Annotated in this window: 16 protein-coding genes, 1 other RNA gene and 1 pseudogene; 13 read left to right on the top strand and 5 right to left on the bottom strand. The window is 42.9% G+C overall.

The annotated features are described in order from the left end of the window. Positions 1-21: 21 nt before the first annotated feature. Entirely contained in the window at positions 22-543 is a 522-nt protein-coding gene (locus CDG77_RS08195; protein WP_094328906.1) for a hypothetical protein, read from the bottom strand. A gap of 413 nt (positions 544-956) precedes the next feature. Between CDG77_RS08195 and CDG77_RS08190 the strand changes: the two genes are divergently transcribed. After that, positions 957-2,258, top strand: a complete 1,302-nt coding sequence (locus tag CDG77_RS08190; RefSeq protein ID WP_094328905.1) for a dihydrolipoamide acetyltransferase family protein — start codon at positions 957-959, stop codon at positions 2,256-2,258. 145 nt (positions 2,259-2,403) lie between these two features. Here the strand turns inward: CDG77_RS08190 and CDG77_RS08185 are convergent, their stop codons facing one another. Beyond that, a complete protein-coding gene (locus tag CDG77_RS08185; protein WP_094328904.1) occupies positions 2,404-3,480 on the bottom strand; it encodes a PIN/TRAM domain-containing protein in 1,077 nt (358 codons plus the stop codon). A gap of 251 nt (positions 3,481-3,731) precedes the next feature. On the opposite strand from CDG77_RS08185, the gene hemW reads away from it, so the two are divergent. The 4 genes from hemW to CDG77_RS08165 all read left to right on the top strand — a co-directional run bounded on the left by hemW (position 3,732) and on the right by CDG77_RS08165 (position 7,641). Beyond that, entirely contained in the window at positions 3,732-4,913 is a 1,182-nt protein-coding gene (hemW, locus tag CDG77_RS08180) for a radical SAM family heme chaperone HemW (protein ID WP_094328903.1), read from the top strand. Positions 4,914-4,958: 45 nt separating this feature from the next. Continuing rightward, positions 4,959-5,846 (top strand): UTP--glucose-1-phosphate uridylyltransferase, encoded by an 888-nt coding sequence (locus tag CDG77_RS08175; RefSeq protein WP_094328902.1) that lies wholly within the window; start codon positions 4,959-4,961, stop codon positions 5,844-5,846. A gap of 29 nt (positions 5,847-5,875) precedes the next feature. After that, positions 5,876-7,087 (top strand): THUMP domain-containing class I SAM-dependent RNA methyltransferase, encoded by a 1,212-nt coding sequence (locus CDG77_RS08170; RefSeq protein ID WP_223269740.1) that lies wholly within the window; start codon positions 5,876-5,878, stop codon positions 7,085-7,087. 287 nt (positions 7,088-7,374) lie between these two features. Further along, on the top strand, positions 7,375-7,641 hold the full coding sequence (locus CDG77_RS08165) for a hypothetical protein (protein WP_094328901.1): 267 nt from the start codon (positions 7,375-7,377) through the stop codon (positions 7,639-7,641). Between the two features lie 370 nt (positions 7,642-8,011). Here the strand turns inward: CDG77_RS08165 and CDG77_RS36315 are convergent, their stop codons facing one another. Both CDG77_RS36315 and trxA read right to left on the bottom strand, forming a co-directional pair. Further along, positions 8,012-8,176 (bottom strand): hypothetical protein, encoded by a 165-nt coding sequence (locus tag CDG77_RS36315; protein WP_190233930.1) that lies wholly within the window; start codon positions 8,174-8,176, stop codon positions 8,012-8,014. A gap of 201 nt (positions 8,177-8,377) precedes the next feature. Next, positions 8,378-8,695, bottom strand: coding sequence for a thioredoxin (trxA, locus tag CDG77_RS08160; protein ID WP_094328900.1), 318 nt, complete (start codon positions 8,693-8,695; stop codon positions 8,378-8,380). Positions 8,696-8,946: 251 nt separating this feature from the next. Between trxA and fabG the strand changes: the two genes are divergently transcribed. After that, a complete protein-coding gene (gene fabG, locus CDG77_RS08155; protein ID WP_094328899.1) occupies positions 8,947-9,693 on the top strand; it encodes a 3-oxoacyl-[acyl-carrier-protein] reductase in 747 nt (248 codons plus the stop codon). Between the two features lie 480 nt (positions 9,694-10,173). Here fabG and CDG77_RS08150 read toward each other — a convergent pair whose 3' ends face one another. After that, positions 10,174-11,256, bottom strand: coding sequence for an MraY family glycosyltransferase (locus CDG77_RS08150; RefSeq protein WP_094328898.1), 1,083 nt, complete (start codon positions 11,254-11,256; stop codon positions 10,174-10,176). Positions 11,257-11,414: 158 nt separating this feature from the next. Between CDG77_RS08150 and groL the strand changes: the two genes are divergently transcribed. The 7 genes and pseudogenes from groL to CDG77_RS08115 all read left to right on the top strand — a co-directional run. Next, positions 11,415-13,097, top strand: a complete 1,683-nt coding sequence (groL, locus tag CDG77_RS08145; protein ID WP_094328897.1) for a chaperonin GroEL — start codon at positions 11,415-11,417, stop codon at positions 13,095-13,097. Positions 13,098-13,527: 430 nt separating this feature from the next. Further along, the gene (gene corA / locus CDG77_RS08140) at positions 13,528-14,670 is read left to right on the top strand and encodes a magnesium/cobalt transporter CorA (protein WP_094328896.1); all 1,143 of its coding nucleotides are present in this window, start codon (positions 13,528-13,530) and stop codon (positions 14,668-14,670) included. Positions 14,671-14,734: 64 nt separating this feature from the next. Then, entirely contained in the window at positions 14,735-15,433 is a 699-nt protein-coding gene (locus tag CDG77_RS08135) for a hypothetical protein (RefSeq protein WP_094328895.1), read from the top strand. A gap of 46 nt (positions 15,434-15,479) precedes the next feature. Next, an RNA gene (gene rnpB, locus CDG77_RS08130) (RNase P RNA component class A) lies at positions 15,480-15,854 on the top strand. 651 nt (positions 15,855-16,505) lie between these two features. Continuing rightward, on the top strand, positions 16,506-17,225 hold the full coding sequence (gene rnc / locus CDG77_RS08125; RefSeq protein ID WP_094328894.1) for a ribonuclease III: 720 nt from the start codon (positions 16,506-16,508) through the stop codon (positions 17,223-17,225). 109 nt (positions 17,226-17,334) lie between these two features. Next, positions 17,335-18,423, top strand: coding sequence for a Gfo/Idh/MocA family protein (locus CDG77_RS08120; RefSeq protein ID WP_190233929.1), 1,089 nt, complete (start codon positions 17,335-17,337; stop codon positions 18,421-18,423). Between the two features lie 877 nt (positions 18,424-19,300). Beyond that, positions 19,301-19,896 (top strand): annotated as a pseudogene (locus CDG77_RS08115) (photosystem II q(b) protein); the annotation flags it as partial.

Raw genomic sequence — 19,896 nt, 5'->3', positions numbered from 1 at the left:
TTTGTGACCAATGACCAATGACTAGTGACAGATGTGATTTAACTTAGTGTGGGAGCGGCTCCCAGCCCAACATTCTACCTGGGAGCCAGCCCAAACTATTTGCCAGACTGGAGGAGAGCTAATAAATAGCGATCGCCCGAAGGCTGACATCTCAACTCGATATTTAATACCAACTGAATCATCCCCCCGCTTGAGTTGCGTAATCGTCACAAGGGCCTGATTTCGTTGCGGATAAGCCACCTCTACCTTTCGCGTTCCTTGCACTGGTGTTATGTCGTCAAAGGCATTTAAAGCAAGGGTAGCAGGATCGCTACCTTGGAGAGATGAGTTAATTTTTTCTAAAGGTATAGTTTTATAATCGGAACGGTTTGGATATGCCACAACCTCTTGAGATTGATGTATTGCTTTCACCTGCTGGGTTTGCCCATCACTACTCTCAACAATTGGTACAGATTGCTGTCGCTGGATAATATAAACTCCAGCGCCAGCAGTGGCAAAGATACTTAGTATCACAATCAAAAATAATTTCAACTTTGCCGACATAAAAGTAAACAGGAATTTCAAATAGGTTTATTACCAATTTTGAATTCTAGATTGAACTGTATCTTATATCCTCTACCTGTGAGTAGCTCCTGTATCTTAATCAGTGGTTATGAGGAATAAAAATGCCAATCCCATTAAATCTGTGAGAAACTCGTGCTGGTTTTTGCAAGTCAACGACTAAAAACGAGATCGAAATACTGGCTAACCATTGGGGATAACTCTGGATTATAGACCTCTTAAGTTATATTTAGGTTCCTGGGGTCAAGAGTTAGGAGTTAGGAACTCTCCCATTCCCCATTCCTAATTTTCAACCTAAAATATAAAATCTCCAGTCCAAAACTCTCCCGCCAAGATACAATTCGATCTGATAAAAGCTGTTAAAGTCCATAAACCATTGATTCCCAAACCACCCTATGAGCATTCACGAAGTATTTATGCCGGCGCTGAGTTCCACTATGACCGAAGGCAAAATCGTCTCCTGGGTGAAATCGCCAGGGGACAAAGTGGAAAAAGGCGAAACAGTGGTGGTTGTAGAGTCAGATAAGGCAGATATGGATGTAGAAACCTTTTACGAAGGATTTCTTGCCCATATCATAGTTGAAGCTGGTGAAACTGCCCCGGTAGGATCTGCGATCGCCTTCATCGCCGAAACGGAAGCTGAAATTGAACAGGCGAAATCTCTGGCCAATTCCTCCGGCGTGGCTGCTGCTACTACCTCTTCCCCTGAACCAATCGCCGCCACAACCTCAGCTGCAACACCTGCCTTAGCGTCTCAAAACGGGTCTAACCACAAAGAAGGAAGGCTTGTCGTTTCACCCCGGGCCCGCAAGTTAGCCAAAGAACTCAAGGTTGATTTAACTACACTCCAAGGTAGTGGCCCCCACGGTCGCATTGTCGCCGAAGATGTAGAAGCATTGTCCAATAAGGGCAAACAACCTGTCACTGCCCCAGTTGCCCCACCAGCACCTGTACCAACCAGTGCCCCAGTTGCACCCCCAGCACCTCGGACACCAGCGCCTGCACCAGTGGTAGCGGCTGTTCCTGGTCAAATCGTGCCTCTAACTACCTTCCAAAATGCCGTAGTACGGAACATGGTAGCTACCATATCCGTGCCCGTCTTCCGTGTCGGTTATACAATTACCACCGATGGATTAGATAAACTTTATAAACAAATTAAATCCAAAGGTGTGACAATGACAGCGTTACTGGCGAAAGCTGTAGCGGTGACATTGCAAAAACACCCATTGTTAAATGCTAGCTACTCAGACCAGGGTATTGTTTATCATTCTGATATCAACATTTCTGTAGCAGTTGCGATGGATGATGGCGGATTAATTACACCTGTGCTGCAAAATGCAGATGCGGTGGATATTTATTCTCTATCGCGGACTTGGAAATCTTTGGTAGAACGGGCGAGGGCAAAACAATTACAGCCCCAAGAATACAACAGTGGTACTTTTACCCTGTCCAATTTGGGAATGTTTGGCGTAGACAAATTTGATGCGATTTTGCCGCCTGGACAAGGCTCAATTTTAGCGATCGGGGCATCCCGTCCACAAGTGGTAGCAACACCCGACGGTTTATTTGGCGTGCGTCAACAAATGCAAGTCAATATTACTTCTGACCATCGGATTATTTACGGTGCCCATGCTGCGGCGTTCTTGCAAGATTTAGCAAAATTGATTGAGACGAATCCTCAATCTTTGACAATGTAATTTTGAAAAGATACCAAGTTTAAATGTTAGCGCTATGAGCGGGCAGCAGTTTTTCGGAGAGTAGCGCTAACAACTATATAAAGAATCGGTGCAGGTTGACTGCACCGATTGCACAATTTAACTCTAATTCCACCGGACATTTCCCTCACGCCAATGCTGAAGCTTGGGGTTTGGCAAAAATCATTCTTCCTGCGGTAGTTTGCAAAGCGCTGGTGACTACTACTCGCAGTTCACCACCCACATAATTGCTGCCTTCTTCAACTACTACCATTGTGCCATCATCTAGGTAGCCAATACCTTGACTGGGTTCTTTGCCTTCCTTGAGAATTTTTAAATCAAGGTTGTCGCCAGGTAAATAACTAGGACGGACGGCATTTACTAAATCATTCACATTCAAAACAGGTACTTTTTGAACACTGGCGACTTTAGACAAGTTGTAGTCGTTAGTTAGCAATGTACCGCTAATTTCTTGGGCAAAACGTACCAATTTGGCATCTACTGTGGGAATATCTTCATAGTCAACTGCATTAATCAGGATGCGATCGGGATAATCTTCCTTAATGCGGTTGAGAATTTCTAGTCCTCGTCTTCCCCGCACCCGTTTTTGGTCTTTGCTAGCATCAGCTACTTGCTGGAGTTCTTGCAAGACAAATTGCGGTACGAGAATTTGTCCTTCCAGAAAGCCTGTTTCTAGTAGCGCTTCTATGCGACCATCAATAATGCAACTGGTATCTAAAACTTTGGTATTAGCTGGTTTTAGCGTTCCTTCCACAACCATTGATTCAACAGTGTTGGGATTAATGAACCGCAATAAGCCCCGCCCGTGGGTATCTGCCAAGTTCATACCAGTGACGGAGAGGATAATACTACCGACAACTGCCACAAGTGGCTTAATAAATCCAAAATCTGCCGGTATAGGTAGTAAAAATAGTGGGGCTAACATCAGGTTAGCTAGCAATAAACCAATTACTAAGCCGATCGCACGAGTTAAAATCACTTCCAGAGGCATTTCTTTGACTTGTGATTCTAGGCGACGATATGTCGTCTGGAAACTCAGTCCGATCGCACCACCAATAATCGCGGCAAAGACGGCAACAACTAAGCGTAAAGCCTCAAGATTTGTTACCTCGTCTAGCGCCCCATTGGGTAGTAGTTCAATGCTGTAGAACCCTATTCCCGAAGCTGCCAGGATAAATGAGAAAATGATAATTGCGTCAAGCATGGTTATGTTGTTTTCCTGCAACTGTGTTCACCGAGAAAGTTCAGTATTTTTTATTTCATCGGTAAGATAAACTCATCAATATTGACTTACACTAAGGGTTTAGTAGGGCAATATCTGCAATTATTATAACTAAAGGCTTTTATCTTAATATTTTTCATTGTTTCTTTGTAAAACGACAAAAATTTGTAAAAAAACTCCTCATTTTCATTGTCTCTAATTCGCAGTTGGATTAACTTAAAACTTTTCTCAAAATGAGTCAAAAATTTAGTGTTTCTGGAATTGCGAGTTCAGCTTATGTGCATATTCCCTTTTGCAGACGGCGGTGCTTTTATTGTGATTTTCCGGTGTCTGTTGTGGGCGATCGCTTGCGGGGCGAAACATCTGGTACTATCTCCCAATATGTTGAGGTGCTATGTCAAGAAATTGCCATTACACCAGCCTTGGGTCAACCTCTAAAGACAATTTTCTTTGGTGGTGGTACTCCTTCGCTGCTATCAACAGAACAGCTACAACGAATAGTAACAGGGCTAGAGAAGCATTTTGGTATTGCAGCTGGTGCAGAGATTTCTATGGAAATTGACCCAGGCACCTTTGATTTAGCCCATATAGCAGGCTATCGCAGTGCAGGCGTGAACCGGGTAAGTTTGGGCGTACAAGCCTTTCAAGAAGAATTATTGCAGAAGGCGGGGCGATCGCACTCGGTTGAAGATATTTTTGCAGCTGTGGAACTAATCCACCAAGTTGAGATTCCCAAATTCAGCTTAGACTTAATTTCTGGGTTGCCGCATCAGTCTTTGGATCAATGGCAGGATTCCCTAACAACAGCGGTGGCGCTTTTACCCACTCACATTTCTATCTACGATCTCACCATTGAGCCAGGTACAGCCTTTGGTCGTTACTACAAACCTGGCGATACTCCTTTACCGACGGATGAAGCCACAGTCAAAATGTACCAGATGGGGCAGCAGGTTTTGACTGGTGCAGGTTACGACCATTATGAGATTTCTAATTATGCCCAACCCGGTCATCAGTGCCAACATAATCGAGTGTATTGGGAAAACCGCCCTTACTACGGCTTTGGGATGGGTGCGGCGAGTTATGTTGAGGGGAAACGCTTCACTCGTCCGCGCAAGACTAGGGAGTATTACCAGTGGGTACAAGCTGGTGCTGTGATTGATTGTGATGTGACTCCCCCAAAAGAAGTATTGTTAGAAACGTTAATGTTGGGGTTGCGTTTGGCGGAGGGTTTGAGTTTGGTGGCTTTGATAGAGGCGTTTGGACAAGAGAAGGTGGAGGAAATTTGCAGGTGTTTGCAAGGGTATTTTGATAAAGGTTGGGTGGAGATTGCAGAGGGAAGGTTGCGTTTGATCGATCCCCAAGGGTTTTTGTTTTCTAATGTGGTGTTGGCGGAGTTGTTTGAGAAGTTGGGGTGACGAACCGCAGAGGCGCAGAGTCCGCAGAGAGAGGAGGGGAGATTTATGCAGAAAAATCAAGTTAGAAAAGCTGTGATTCCGGTAGCTGGTTTCGGGACTCGGTTGTTTCCAGCTACCAAAGTTGTGAAAAAAGAACTTTTTCCGATTATCGATCGAGATGGTAGGGCAAAACCTGTGATTCTTGCAATTATTGAAGAAGCAATTAGTGCTGGAATTGCAGAAGTGGGGATTGTAGTGCAGCCGGACGATCGAGAAATATTTGCAGATTTATTGAAAAATCCACCTAAAAAAGAACTTTTACAAAAACTTTCACCACAAAATCAAGAATATAGCCGATATCTGGAAGATTTAGGTAGCAGAATTACAATTTTATTGCAAGAGGAACAATTAGGTTATGGTCATGCAGTATTTTGTGCTAAAGATTGGGTACAAGATGAGCCGTTTTTGTTAATGTTGGGCGACCACATTTATACATCTGATATTGAAAAATCTTGTGCTAGTCAAGTTTTAGATGTTTACGAACAAGTTAATCAAAGCGTTGTGGGTTTGACTACAATGCCAGCAGAAATTATTCATAAAGCTGGGTGTGCAACAGGAGTTTGGCAAGAGTTAAACTCGATTTTGTCAGTAACGCAACTATATGAAAAACCGACTGTTGAGTATGCACAAAAGCATTTATATGTAGAGGGAATGGCAGACAATGAGTTTTTAGGCATATTTGGTTTGTATTTACTCACGCCGAAAATTTTTGACTTTCTAGCAGAACATATCAACCAAAATTTTCGAGAGCGAGGTGAATTTCAGCTAACATCCTGTCTAGAAAAATTGCATCAAGAAGAGGGAATGACCGGATATGTTGTGAAAGGTAAGTGTTTTGATACAGGATTGCCAGATGCTTATCGTCAGACAATGATTGATTTTAGAAATTTCTAGATTAATCTTGTTTCAAAAAGTATTGGGCGATGAAAAATCGCAACTACACAAGCAAAGTTCACCTCCGTGGACTAAGAGAAATTGAGTTGCTAGTAACTATTAATTACGAATTACGAATGATGAATTATTTTGCAACGGTTGCTCGTGGATTAGAAACTCTCGCGGCTCAAGAGTTAGAGCAATTGGGAGCCAATTCTGTGGAACCAGGGTTTTGTGGTGTAGCCTTTGAAGGCGATCGCACTCTCCTTTATCGCGTCAACCTCTGGGCTAGGCTACCGTTCCGAATCTTGGTGAATATCCATGATTTTCCATGCCTTGATGCTAAGGATCTCTATCGCGGCATCCAGACTATCGATTGGCAAAACTATGTAACGCCAGACATGACCCTAGCGGTGAATGTCACAGGCAAAAACGATCGCCTCAATCACAGCCACTTCACATCGCTCCAAGTCAAAAATGCGATCGTCGATCAGCAGCAAGAAAAGCTGGGTGAGCGTTCAAATGTAGAGCTTCATGAACCAGATGTGCGGATTAATGTTCATATTGAACGCGATTTTTGTACCGTCAAACTCGACAGTTCTGGAAATAGTCTGCACCGCCGAGGCTATCGCCCTGCCGTTGGATCGGCCCCTCTCAAGGAATCTCTGGCTTCAGCCCTCATTCAACTTTCGGGCTGGCAGCCAAATCAGATGTTCTACGATCCTCTGTGTGGTTCTGGTACTTTACCTCTGGAAGCTAGCTTAAAAGCACTTAATATAGCGCCAGGTCTATTTCGTGATTGCTTTGGATTTGAAAATTGGCTCGATTTTGACCTGCCTCTTTTAGAAAAGCTGCTCCAAGAAGCTAAGGACAGTCAATTGGATAACTTGACCGCACCTATTTGGGGAAGCGATCGCGACGAAAATGTAATTGAGCAAGCGATTAATAATGCTCAAAACTGCGGCGTTGATAACCATATATGGTTTTCTCAAATGGAGTTAGCCGATGTTATCGCCCCCGCAGACAGTGGAATTTTATTATGCAATCCACCTTATGGCGAACGGCTGGGGCGAGATAGTGATTTAGGGGCATTTTACAAACTTTTGGGCGATGTCTTGAAACAACGCTTCAAGGGCTGGACTGCATTTGTGCTAAGTGGTAACAAGGAACTATCTCAATCCATTGGACTGAAATCATCCCAACGGATGGCGGTGTACAACGGAACTATACCTTGTCAGTTAATGAAATATGAGTTGTACTAAGGGCGTGTAGTATGGTTTAGCGATCGCTCTCAATTACTTTTACTCACTCAAAATTTAATGCCACTGAGGATGTGCGATCTAAATCTCCTGTTGCGTGGCATTGACTATCTCACATATAAATTGGTGATATTTTTAATCCTCTTTAATAAATTTAACTTTAGCAAAAAAAAGGTTAGAAACCATTCTGGGTATGGATTTTAGCAGCTAAGATGACAAACACTTCAAAAAAGTGACAGTATAATCGGTGACTGACAACCTGCAATTTATTTATCGCTAGAAGGCTATTTATGTCAGACCAATTCACCTTTACCGTTACCAATGAAACTGAACAAGCAATTACAGAGTTGTGGGTATCTGTGGATGATGAAGAGTGGGCTTCATTTACCTTGAGTGATTCAGGGATTCCATCAGGTGAAACAGTAAGCATTGCTTGGGCTGAATATACGAATGATTCGCCCTGTGAATGGTACATCTCTGCTGTATTTGAAGATGAATCAGAAACAGAGTCAGCCCTGTTTAACTTCTGTGAAGAACCAGCTTTGACAATCGGATAAATTCCCCACTGCGATCGCGTTTGATACGCGATTACATATCGACTCCAGACATAAAAACAAAAGCCCTAACTAGAAAGCATCTAGCTGGGGCTTGATATTAGAATTGACATTTCGCGTTCGCGCAGCGTCTCATAGAGAGCGTCTTGCATTCTGACTCCTGAATTCTTCTTCAACTGCTGAATACAGCAGATGTTCAATATCAGCTTGAAGCTTACTTTTTCATTTCATCGAAAAATAATATTTTTTTAAACAGAAACATAGTCGTTTTGCCCAAAGTCTGCTGCTTAAAACTGGTGCGATGTCTCCGATGGACTACGCTACACTAAAAATAAAGTGCGTAGCTTATCGGAGATATCGCTTTACACATAACTTAATTGTTTATTTTGCCGGAGTTACGAGTTTGATTTGACAGTTGGTGCTTTTGTATAACCTGTTCAATCTGGCAAGTTACCCCATCTATTCTATGTTTGACCTTATCAAAATCAATATTCACCCAAATATAGGCTTTGTCAGGTTTTTTCTGAAAGTTATTCATATATTTTTTTGCTTGTCAAGAGAATTTTTTATATCTAAACAATATACCTATCTCAATTTATAAACTACTTTCTCTAGACGTATAAGTAGATATGCTTAATGTTTACTTAAGGTTTTATCTGCTAGAAGTTCAATCAATATCTACTGAAAGAGACGCGACATTTCGCGTCTCTAAGAACCAAAATATAAATTCTAAGTGTTCTTAAATCTTTGTTTGTAGATACTGCACCAACTGTGGTGCTTGCATTACTCCCTCTATTCGTTCCACAGGCTGACCCTGCTTAAATAGTACTAAGGTTGGGAGAGAGGAAATTTTATATTGACTCGCCAAATCTGTGTATTTTTCTGTGTCAATTTTGACAATGCGCAAGCGATCTTTAAGTTGGGCATTGACTTGCTCTAAAATTGGCACCATCATTTGACATGGGCCACACCAGTCAGCGTAAAAATCTACTAATACAGGTACATCAGAAGCAGACAGCATCTCTTCAAAGCTGTCAAATTGTTTTTTAGTTGCCATGTGATACACACCGATTTTCAATTGTTTGTTTCAATAGTAATTCTTAGAAAATAAAATCGGTATAGGTTCAGAGGTTTTTATTGTAAAACGATTAGATTAACCAATATAGACTTATTATTTCACCAAAAATATTAAATAATTATAATAAAATTCACATATCATTGATATTTAATTATCCAGACAATATTCAGATGTTGCCTAAATCACCATAAGATAATTAGCGCGGTATTTCTAAGATTGAGGAACATTAAATGACACTATTAGAAGGTAAAGTTGCTATTATCACAGGTGCTTCACGAGGAATTGGCCGAGCGATCGCAATTGAATTGGCCTCAAAAGGAGCGATCGCAGTTGTTAATTATGCTAGTTCGAGTGCAGCTGCCGAGGCTGTTGTTACAGAAATTACAGAAGCGGGAGGGGAAGCGATCGCTATTCAAGCAGATGTTTCTAAAAGCGATCGAGTAGACGCACTAGTTAACGCCGTCATGGAAAAGTTTAAGCGTGTGGATATCTTAGTCAACAACGCAGGAATTACCCGCGATACACTGCTTTTGCGTTTAAAGCCAGAAGATTGGCAAGCTGTGATAGACCTTAACTTAACTGGTGTTTTTTTATGTACACGTGCCGTCAGTAAAATTATGCTCAAACAGCGATCGGGTCGAATTATTAACATTACCTCGGTTGCTGGGCAAATGGGCAACCCAGGTCAGTCCAACTACAGCGCCGCCAAAGCCGGTGTAATTGGCTTCACCAAAAGCGTTGCCAAAGAACTGGCTACTCGCGGCATCACCGTTAACGCCGTCGCCCCTGGATTCATAGCCACCGACATGACCAGCGATCTCAACAACCCCGAAGATATTCTGAAATTCATCCCTCTCGGTCGTTTCGGTCAGCCTGAAGAAGTTGCTGGGATGGTGCGCTTTCTCGCCGCCGATCCCGCCGCTAACTACATCACCGGACAGGTTTTTAATGTCGATGGTGGCATGGTAATGGCCTAAGTTAAGTAGGTTAGGGCAGGGAGCAGGGGGAAAAAGGGTTTGAGCCTTATTTACTTTTCTTAACACAGTTTGGTTTTATTGTGCCAACTTACTTACTGCTGAGTTAATAGTCATCAAAGGATGCAGGGGATTCGACCCCGGATTGAAGCTACTGTTGCGTTTGCTTACCGCTTTCTTACGAGAGTTCAGTGGGGGCCTTAAACCCTTGCTATCTCTGCCTCCTGCCTTATAAGTCAATACAGTTCAGTTAAGCATTTCTTCCTTCTCTTTCTTTGCGTCCTTTGCGCCCTTTGCGGTTCGTTAAAAAATTGACTTTGACCAAGAGTTTTAGCCTTAACTGAACAGTATTGCCTTATCAGTCAGTTATGTATCGAACAGCTTGAATTTTTGGTTGACTGAATCAAACAATTTTGGATTTTGCTTTCATACAGAGAATCAAGCATAGTAGGGCTAGCATTGTAATGCCTACCCTACAAGCAACTAAGGCTGTTGGCGTATCCTTTGCCAGACAGTAAAACCCAAAAGCAGGATAATACTACTAGCAGTAGTCACCATCACAGCCAAACTCATACCTTGTATTCTCATTGCCAGCAAGTTGAAAACTAAGGTAATCGACCAAAGCGTAAACGCAGCATGGCGCTGGGAGAGTCCCCAAGCAAGTAAACGGTGGTGCAGATGGTCTTTGCCAGGAGTACTGAGAGGGTTATTTCCTGCTAGTAACCGCCGCACAAATACCTGAGTGGTGTCTAGCACTGGCAATAATAGAAATAAAACTGTGGGAATTAGTGCATAAACTGTGTTTTGTTGGAGTTTACCTAAAATACTAGTTGCTGCCAGTACATAGCCAAAAAAGTACGCTCCGGCATCACCCATAATAATTCGTGATGGATGGAAGTTATGGCGCAAAAAGCCTAATGCAGCACCTCCCAAGGCTGCGAGTACCAAAATTGCCGCCGCACGATTGTTAAATTGGGCTGCAACGCCCAACAAACTCATGGCGGTAATAAAGCTAATTCCTCCTGCCAAGCCATCCATACCATCCATCAAGTTGATGGCGTTGGTAATCCCTACTACCCACAGTACTGTTAGCAACATGGACAGAAGCGAGTCGATGGGAGTGCCAAACAGGACTTTGACGCTGATGCCATTAGCTACTAATAACAGTGCCGTGACAATTTGCGCCCACAATCGAACAGAGGGCGGTAAGCCGAACTGATCGTCGATAAAGCCCACAAGGACTAATATCGAACCCCCCAACAGAATAGTGAGCACCTGAGCCAATACGTTTTGGAGTTCGATCGGTCGTAAAAGGCTAGCTAATACCAGCGCGGCAATTACACCCGCGTAGATAGCCAGCCCCCCTGCATTGGGTAAAGGTTCTCGGTTGAGTCGTCGGGCGTTGGGTTGGTCAGCCCAGCCTACCCGCAAGGCGAATTTGCGGATTGTCGGAATTAAACGCCAGGTTACAACCCAAGCTAAGAGAAACGTAAATACTACCGCCAACCAGCCGGTGCCGCTAGGGTCGGCAATACCAAGGGACTTAAGGGAGTTGTCTAGATTCATCTCCCAATTCAAGCATTACTGCCAGTATCTAATATGAGCATCACCTGTATATTAATCAATTTTTTTTATTTCCATTTGTAACTTGAGCCGCTTGAGAGATTAGCACTCTTGCTCTGTGAGTGCTAAATTGTCTAATGGAAGCGCTGGAGAAATAAAACATGGCGAAAATTATTGCATTTAATGAGGAATCGCGGCGAGCTCTCGAAAGGGGTGTTAACGCCCTTGCTGATGCCGTAAAAATCACCTTGGGGCCTAAAGGTCGTAATGTGCTTTTAGAGAAAAAATTTGGCGCACCTCAAATTGTCAATGATGGTATCACTGTTGCCAAGGAAATTGAATTAGAAGATCCTTTAGAAAATACTGGTGCAAGACTCATCCAGGAAGTAGCCTCAAAAACTAAAGATGTGGCTGGGGATGGTACAACCACCGCTACCGTTTTGGCACAAGCCTTGATTCGAGAAGGTTTGAAGAACGTCGCGGCGGGTAGTAACCCAGTTAGCTTGAGACGCGGGATCGACAAAACTATTGAGGCACTGGTAAAAGAAATTGCCAGGGTAGCCAAGCCAGTAGAAGGAAGTGCGATCGCTCAAGTTGCCACTGTCTCTGCTGGTAACGATGAAGAAGTTGGCCAAATGTTAGCCCAAGCAATGGAAAAAGTCACCAAAGATGGTGTCATTACCGTTGAAGAATCTAAATCTCTCACAACTGAACTAGAAGTAGTTGAAGGGATGCAGATTGACAGGGGTTACATTTCACCCTACTTCGTCACCAACAACGAGCGGCAAATCGTAGAATTTGAAAACGCCCGAATCTTGGTGACAGATAAAAAAATCAGCAGCATTCAAGATTTAGTGCCAATCTTGGAAAAAGTCGCCCGTTCTGGTCAGCCCTTGTTAATTATCGCTGAAGATGTCGAAGGTGATGCCTTGGCAACTTTGGTAGTGAACAAAGCGCGGGGTGTACTAGCCGTTGCTGCTATTAAAGCACCTGGATTTGGCGATCGCCGCAAAGCTTTGTTAGAAGATATTGCGATTCTCACCGATGGACAGTTGATTTCGGAAGAAATCGGCTTAAGCTTGGATACCGCTGCTTTAGAAGCGCTGGGAACTGCCCGCAAAATCACCATTGACAAAGAAAGCACCACCATTGTCGCTGGCAGTGTCACCAAGCCAGAGGTACAAAAGCGGATTGCTCAAATTCGCAAACAGCTGGAAGAAACCGATTCTGAATACGACCAAGAAAAACTCCAAGAACGCATCGCCAAGCTTGCTGGCGGCGTGGCAGTGATTAAAGTCGGTGCAGCAACCGAAACCGAACTCAAAGACCGCAAACTGCGGATTGAAGACGCGCTGAACGCTACTAAAGCTGCGGTGGAAGAAGGTATTGTTCCTGGTGGTGGGACGACTTTAATTCACTTAGCCAAGGCGGTAGAAGCGATTAAAAACAGCCTAGAAAATGAAGAAGAAAAAATTGGGGCTGATATAGTCGGACGAGCGCTAGAAGCTCCCTTGCGTCAAATAGCAGATAACGCCGGTGCTGAAGGTTCTGTGATCGTCTCTAAAGTCCGAGAAAGTGAGTTCAACATTGGCTACAACGCTGCAACCGGCGAATTTGAAGACTTGATCGCGGCTGGTATTATCGACCCTGCCAAAGTTGTGCGTTCAGCTTTGCAAAACGCTGGTTCCATTGCTGGTTTGGTCTTAACTACCGAAGCGATCGTTGTTGAAAAACCAGAGAAGAAATCTGCTGCTGCTGCCCCTGACATGGGCGGTATGGGCGGCATGGGTGGTATGGGCGGCATGGGTGGTATGGGCGGCATGGGTGGCATGGGCATGTTCTAACTTCTGCTCACCCAGATAAATATTTTTTCAACAGTTTGTCTTGTCAAGACAAACTGTTTTTTTATAGCATTGCTGATTCAGAGCCGATATGTTATCTCTATTGCTGGGAAGTAGCTGGGCATAAATAGAAATAATCATCATGGTTATCAGTAATTAGTCGTGAATACAACTAACCACTAAAAAATGCTGATTCCTAAATTCCCCAACCTAAATAACTGCGTAATCTAAAAATCACAGTCTTTGTATTAATTTTTGTAATATTAATAGCAAAAGCTGAAAGAAATCAAAGTGCCTCATAAGTGCCGAGTAGGAAATCTTATTTCTTTACGAAGCACTGAGAAAAGAGTAACTTGTCCAATACCCAATACCCAATACCCAATGCCCAATTCCCAATTCCCAATTCTCAATTCCCAATGTTAGGTAATATTGCATGGTACGAAAATTGCGTCGTCTTCCCAAAATAGTAACCAAGCTATATGAAGATGAGTTCCATCACCGACCAGGGACTATACCTGGAACCATTTTTATTGATGAAGACGCTCCACCACCGATAATTTTTTTGATTGACTATAACCAAACCAATTTCATCCGCGAACAAATAGCAACCCCAGAGGAGTGTGTTCCATATCTGGAGATGGAATCCGTTTCTTGGGTAGACGTACAAGGTTTAGGCAGTCAAGATATATTACAACGATTGGGTAAAGTTTTTGAGTTACATCCTCTAGTTTTAGAAGATATAGTTAATGTGCCAGAGCGCCCCAAAACAGAGGATTATGAAGACCAATTGCTATTCATTGCTCGGATGGTAGTACCAAAGGAAAGAGAATGTGGTTTTTACAGCGAGCAAGTGAGTTTGATATTAAGTAAAAATTATTTGCTAACAGTACAAGAAGAACCAGAACATGATTGTTTTGAAGGAGTGCGATCGCGAATTGAAAAAAGCAAAGGGATCATTCGCAAACAAGGAGCCGATTATTTAGCTTACGCTGTGTTAGATGCAATTATTGATGGCTTTTTCCCAGTGCTAGAGCTTTATGGGGAGCGAATCGAAGAGTTAGAAGAGGAGGTCATAGTCAGACCTACTCCGCAAACACTACAAAATATTTATCAAATTAGGCGAGAACTACTGCAACTACGTCGTGCTATCTGGCCGCAGCGAGATGCAATTAATTCTTTGATTCGAGATGGTAGCGAACTGATTGGCGAAGAAGTGCGAATCTACTTGCGAGATTGTTATGACCATACAGTGCAAGTAATGGATATGGTGGAAACTTATCGAGAACTAGCATCTGGATTAATGGATGTGTACCTCTCGGCAGTGAGTAATAAAATGAATGAAATCATGAAGGTACTAACGATAGTTTCAACAATTTTTATTCCACTGACTTTTATTGCCGGAATATATGGTATGAATTTCAATACCGAAAAATCGCCATATAATATGCCTGAGTTGAATTGGTATTGGGGCTATCCACTTTGTTGGGCAGTAATGGCTGCGATCGCACTTAGTCTGCTATTCTTTTTTTGGCAACGGGGTTGGCTGCAAAATTCTGTAACAATTAAGCGTAATTAATAATTGCAGATGGGCGACGAATCGAATATACATTCATTAGTACTGGGAGTTAATATTATAATTTATGAGGAGTAGCGACCAGAATTTAATAGTTTTGACTGTTTATATTATCGGTGTTGCCTATGTTTTTAACCGCATGGTTGAATCCATCGACGATCAAATTAAGTTTGAGTTTAAAAAAGGAATCGTTGACGAGCAACTCAAAGAACAAAATCTCGACGATAAAATTGGGATTTCCTTTAAACTCAAACCTTCATATCCGATAGACGATCTGAAAGATTTAGGAATTAGCATTGAAAATAAATCTGATAATATTGCCCTATACGTTGATTGGGACAACAGTTCTTTAGTAGTTGAACATAGCAAGCAATCGCGCCGTGTAATTCGGAAATCACCAGACTTAACCCGCGACTTAGCAGTACCCCAAAGTCCTAGCCTGATTGCTCCCAACAAAACACTTTCTGAAACAGTGACAGCAGAAGATGTATTCGAGCGCGATAAAGAAGCTGGAACCTATTCAGCGAAAAAACCACTAATTGATATCAACGGGCTACAAAAAGGGCAAAAAAAGTTGTACAACGACTTTATTAACAGAAGAAAGGAGTTAGACTTCTCTCTGCAATTGGTGCTTAGAGTATCTGAAGTGCGTTTAGGTCTATCCCCAGGCCGTGATTTTCCTCCCATTAGTATTATCAATTGTCCTTTCACAGTCAAGAAACTACCTTGGACTTACGCTTTACCTTGGAATAAAAAAAAGCAATAGCAACCAGACAGACTATGCCATCCAAGATTACACTGGATCTAAGGAGAGAGTAGACGCAGGCGGTTGCAGATCAGTCATAGTTACTGGTTTGAGGAAAGTCCGGACTCCCGAAAAACCAAACTTGCTGGATAACGTCCAGTGCGAGCGATCGTGAGGATAGTGCCACAGAAAGATACCGTCAGATTAATTTTACATTTTTAATTGATCTGGTAAGGGTGCAAAGGTGCGGTAAGAGCGCACCAGCAGTATCGAGAGGTGCTGGCTCGGTAAACCCCGGTTGGGAGCAAGGCGATAGGAACTACGGTTGGTTTTTTACCAGTTCCGCTCAATGAGAGCCGCTAGAGGCGTTTGGTAACAAGCGTCCCAGATAGATAACTGCCCTCGCAAGAGAACAGAACCCGGCTTATGTACTGCTCTTTCCCCTGCAATGGAGTATGAACCTTTCACGGTTTATACTCTATTATTTTTTGTACGGATTTTGTCTGGTGATTCATTCATCATTTGGCTTACAGCACTTCTATCTGTAATGAGGTACACTAGACTAAAATATAAATACTTTTAAATGAAGTCATACTCTGTCGAGCTTTGAGAAAAAATAGTTGCACCACATCTCCAGAAAAACATCTCAATCAGGAAAGTAGCTAACATATTTTCCGTCACAAAGAGTTTAGTACAAAAGCTTGTAAAACAACAAAAACTTGAAGGAAATTTATAGCCCAAGCCGCGAGGAAAACCACAATTAGTCATCTGACAAATGCTGATATAGAGTTAAGAGAATTAATTGAAGCATATCCAGATGCAACATTGATAAAGTTATGTGAATTATTTGCAGACAAGACTGGCAACTGGGTAGGGCGAAGTGCAATGTGTCGTGCATTACAGAAATTAGGATTAAATCGTAAAAGCTAAAGATGATCCTCCTGAGTTTTGCCGTCAAGCTATTCAAGAGAAGCTAGATAGAGAGAAGTAGCAAAAAGTTGTTAAAGTGATAGTCCAAGAACTTTAGAGATATAAGATAGATAGTTACCTTCCTCTGCTCCCCTGCCTCTTGCCCCCTTCCCCTTGTCACGTAATGCCCCTTGCCTATCCACGCCGTCAACGGCAACTCGAAAGTTTAGTCCAAAAATTTGGTTTGTCGCTAGAAGCACCTATAAAGTGGGAACTGCTAGATTTAGCGCTAACTCATCCCACTGTCTCTGATTCGGCAAATTATGAACAACTGGAGTTTGTTGGCGATGCAGTGGTGCGGCTGGTGTCGGCTGTTGTGTTGTGGGAAAATTATCCCGATTGTCCGGTAGGGGATTTTGCAGCAATTCGTTCGGTGTTGGTGAGCGATCGCATTCTCGCCCAATTAGCCAGAGTTTATGGTTTAGAGTTATACTTGCTAGTCGCCGGTAGCGCTACGGCTGATAAAGTTGGTCAAGAGTCACGACTAGCAGATGCTTTTGAAGCAGTTTTGGGTGCGCTTTACTTAAGTACTCAAAATCTGGTATTGATCCGCTCTTGGCTAGATCCCCACTTCCAAGAACTAACAACAGAAATTCGCCTCGATCCTGCCAGACTTAATTACAAAGCTGCTCTCCAAGAATGGACTCAGGCGCAATTTAAAGTTTTACCAGAATATCGGGTTGTGGAAGTCACTCAACCGCATCGTAATCAAGAACGTTTTATGGCTGAAGTGTGGTTGCACGGAAACAAACTAGGAGTTGGTAAGGGGCGATCGATCAAAGCTGCTGAACAAGCCGCAGCGAAGGTGGCTTTTTTAGCAATACCTAACCCGCAAATACCCTGAGCTTAAAATAAGAGCGATTAGCCGATAATCAGTTGATTGTCAGCGGTCATTTGTCCCTAGTCCTTTGTATACAAATGACAAATGACAAATAACTAATGAAAAATAACAAATGACAAACCAAATTAAAATTGCTGTTATCGGAGTTGGGCGTTGGGGAGTGCATCTGCTGCGGAATTTCTTAGGACATCCCCAAGTCGATGTAGTTGCGGTAGTAGATCCTCATCCAGAACGATTAGCGGCGGTAAAACAGCAGTTTAATTTAGATGAAAATGTAATATTGACAACCGAGTGGGAAGATTTAAAAAAAGTACCAGGATTGACAGGAGTTGCGATCGCAACTCCAGCTATCACTCACTATGCTTTAATTAAAGACGCTCTCAAACAGGGATACCATGTTTTAGCTGAAAAACCCCTAACTCTCGATCCCGCAGAATGTCGGGAACTTTGCCTATTGGCAGAGCAGCATCATTTAATACTTATGGTTGACCACACTTATTTATTTCACCCAGCAGTTGAGCAAGGGCAAACTGTAGTACAAGCGGGTAAATTAGGTTATTTACGCTATGGCTATGCGACGCGCACCCATTTGGGGCCTGTCCGCCAAGATGTTGATGCGCTGTGGGACTTAGCTATTCACGATATTGCTATCTTTAACGCTTGGCTGGGTCAGATTCCTGTAAAAGTACAAGCAACGGGTACGGTGTGGCTACAGGGAGCAGGGGAGCAGGGGAGCAGGGGAGCAGAGGGGAAGAAAGATACAAATTGTCCTGTGCCTCAAGGTTTAGCCGATCTAGTATGGTTGACACTGACATACCCAGATGGCTTTCAAGCTTATATTCATTTGTGCTGGCTGAATACTGATAAGCAGCGACGGCTGGGGATTGTAGGTAGCCTTGGTAGTTTGATTTTTGATGAAATGTTGCAGTCATCACCTCTAACGCTTCTATATGGGGAATTTGAACAGCAGGGTAATCATTTTATTCCGGTAAATCAAAAGCAGGTGGTGCTGGAATTAGAGCCAGGTGAACCATTGGGGCGAGTTTGCTCCACCTTTGTTGTCTCTATTCTAAACAATACTCCCTCAGAGATTTCATCTGGGTGGGTAGGCACACAGTTAGTAGAAATTCTGGCTGCACTAACAGTATCTCTTGAGCAAGGCGGCAAACCTGTTTTTTTAAACAACTGCTCTAAAGTCTAATTTTCCCCTGAGAATAACCGCTCAATACTGTTCGGTTAAGGCAAGAAATGCGATCGCGTTGAAAGCCGCCCACTTTACTTCATTACCCCTCTTCTGTCACTTTCCGGGAGGGCGATCGCTAGAAGCCTCATGAGGCAATCAATACAAGCTATACTATTAGAAAAAAATTGGTCTTGTATTTGTTATTAGAAAATATCGTGCGATGCCTACGGCGCGGCGAAGCCATCGCTTTATATACAAAAGCTCTAGAATATTGAGAAAAGTACGGAATTCTAGAATCAACTCATACCAAGCGGCTAATCTTACGGTTATTCGGAATGGTGCAATATTTCAGTAAAACTTTCAATAAAAACCCCTGGTAGTTAGCCAGGGGTAATGCAAGTCAGTACTTTTTCGCATGGAATGTATCCTACTCAAATACCATAGCAACCGTCTAATTTATAGATATGCCATTTTGCCAAACAAAAGAAGCCCCCAGTGATAAGCCGAGGGTTAATTTTTTTTGGAATAGCGGTAATCTACAAAGCTATTATTCCCAGATTGGTAGGCAATAGAATCAGAATTTCCATAACATATAGGACTCATCTCTGATTTTTGAACAAGATTTCAGATGAAACCCTTATAAAAGAGGCTTTCCAGTTTCAGTATGTTTTCAGAAATCAAATCGGAATCCTATATATATAGTGATGTCAGACAAAAGACAGCTTGGGCATATCCTGACTTGGTTACTTGCATTTTAATAAGTAAAACTAATAGATTTTATCAGCTTTACTCAAGTAATAAAACTTGATTAAAAATTGTAAAGGAGTCTATAGTGTATTCACAGGCAAAGACAAACGAGCCTGATTCATAAACAACAAACCGCACTTATAAAACCATGACAGCAACCTTACAACGCCGCGAAAGCGCCAACGTATGGGATAGATTCTGTGAGTGGATCACCAGCACCAACAACCGGATTTACATCGGTTGGTTCGGCGTAGTCATGATCCCCACCTTGCTAGCCGCCACAGCTTGCTTCGTAGTCGCCTTCATCGCCGCACCACCAGTAGACATCGATGGTATCCGCGAACCTGTAGCAGGTTCCTTAATCTACGGAAACAACATCATCTCTGGTGCAGTAGTACCTTCCTCCAACGCCATTGGCTTGCACTTCTACCCAATTTGGGAAGCAGCATCCTTAGATGAGTGGTTGTACAACGGCGGTCCTTACCAGTTGGTAGTTTTTCACTTCCTGATTGGCATATTCTGCTACATGGGTCGTGAATGGGAACTATCCTACCGTTTAGGAATGCGTCCTTGGATTGCTATTGCATATTCGGCTCCAGTAGCAGCAGCAACCGCAGTATTCTTGGTATACCCCATCGGACAAGGTTCCTTCTCTGACGGTATGCCCTTGGGTATCTCAGGAACATTCAACTTCATGATCGTGTTCCAAGCAGAACACAACATCTTGATGCACCCCTTCCACCA

The organism is Nostoc sp. 'Peltigera membranacea cyanobiont' 213 (assembly GCF_002245975.1).
Taxonomy (GTDB): Bacteria; Cyanobacteriota; Cyanobacteriia; order Cyanobacteriales; family Nostocaceae; genus Nostoc.
This window is presented reverse-complemented; position numbering and strand designations above follow the sequence as displayed.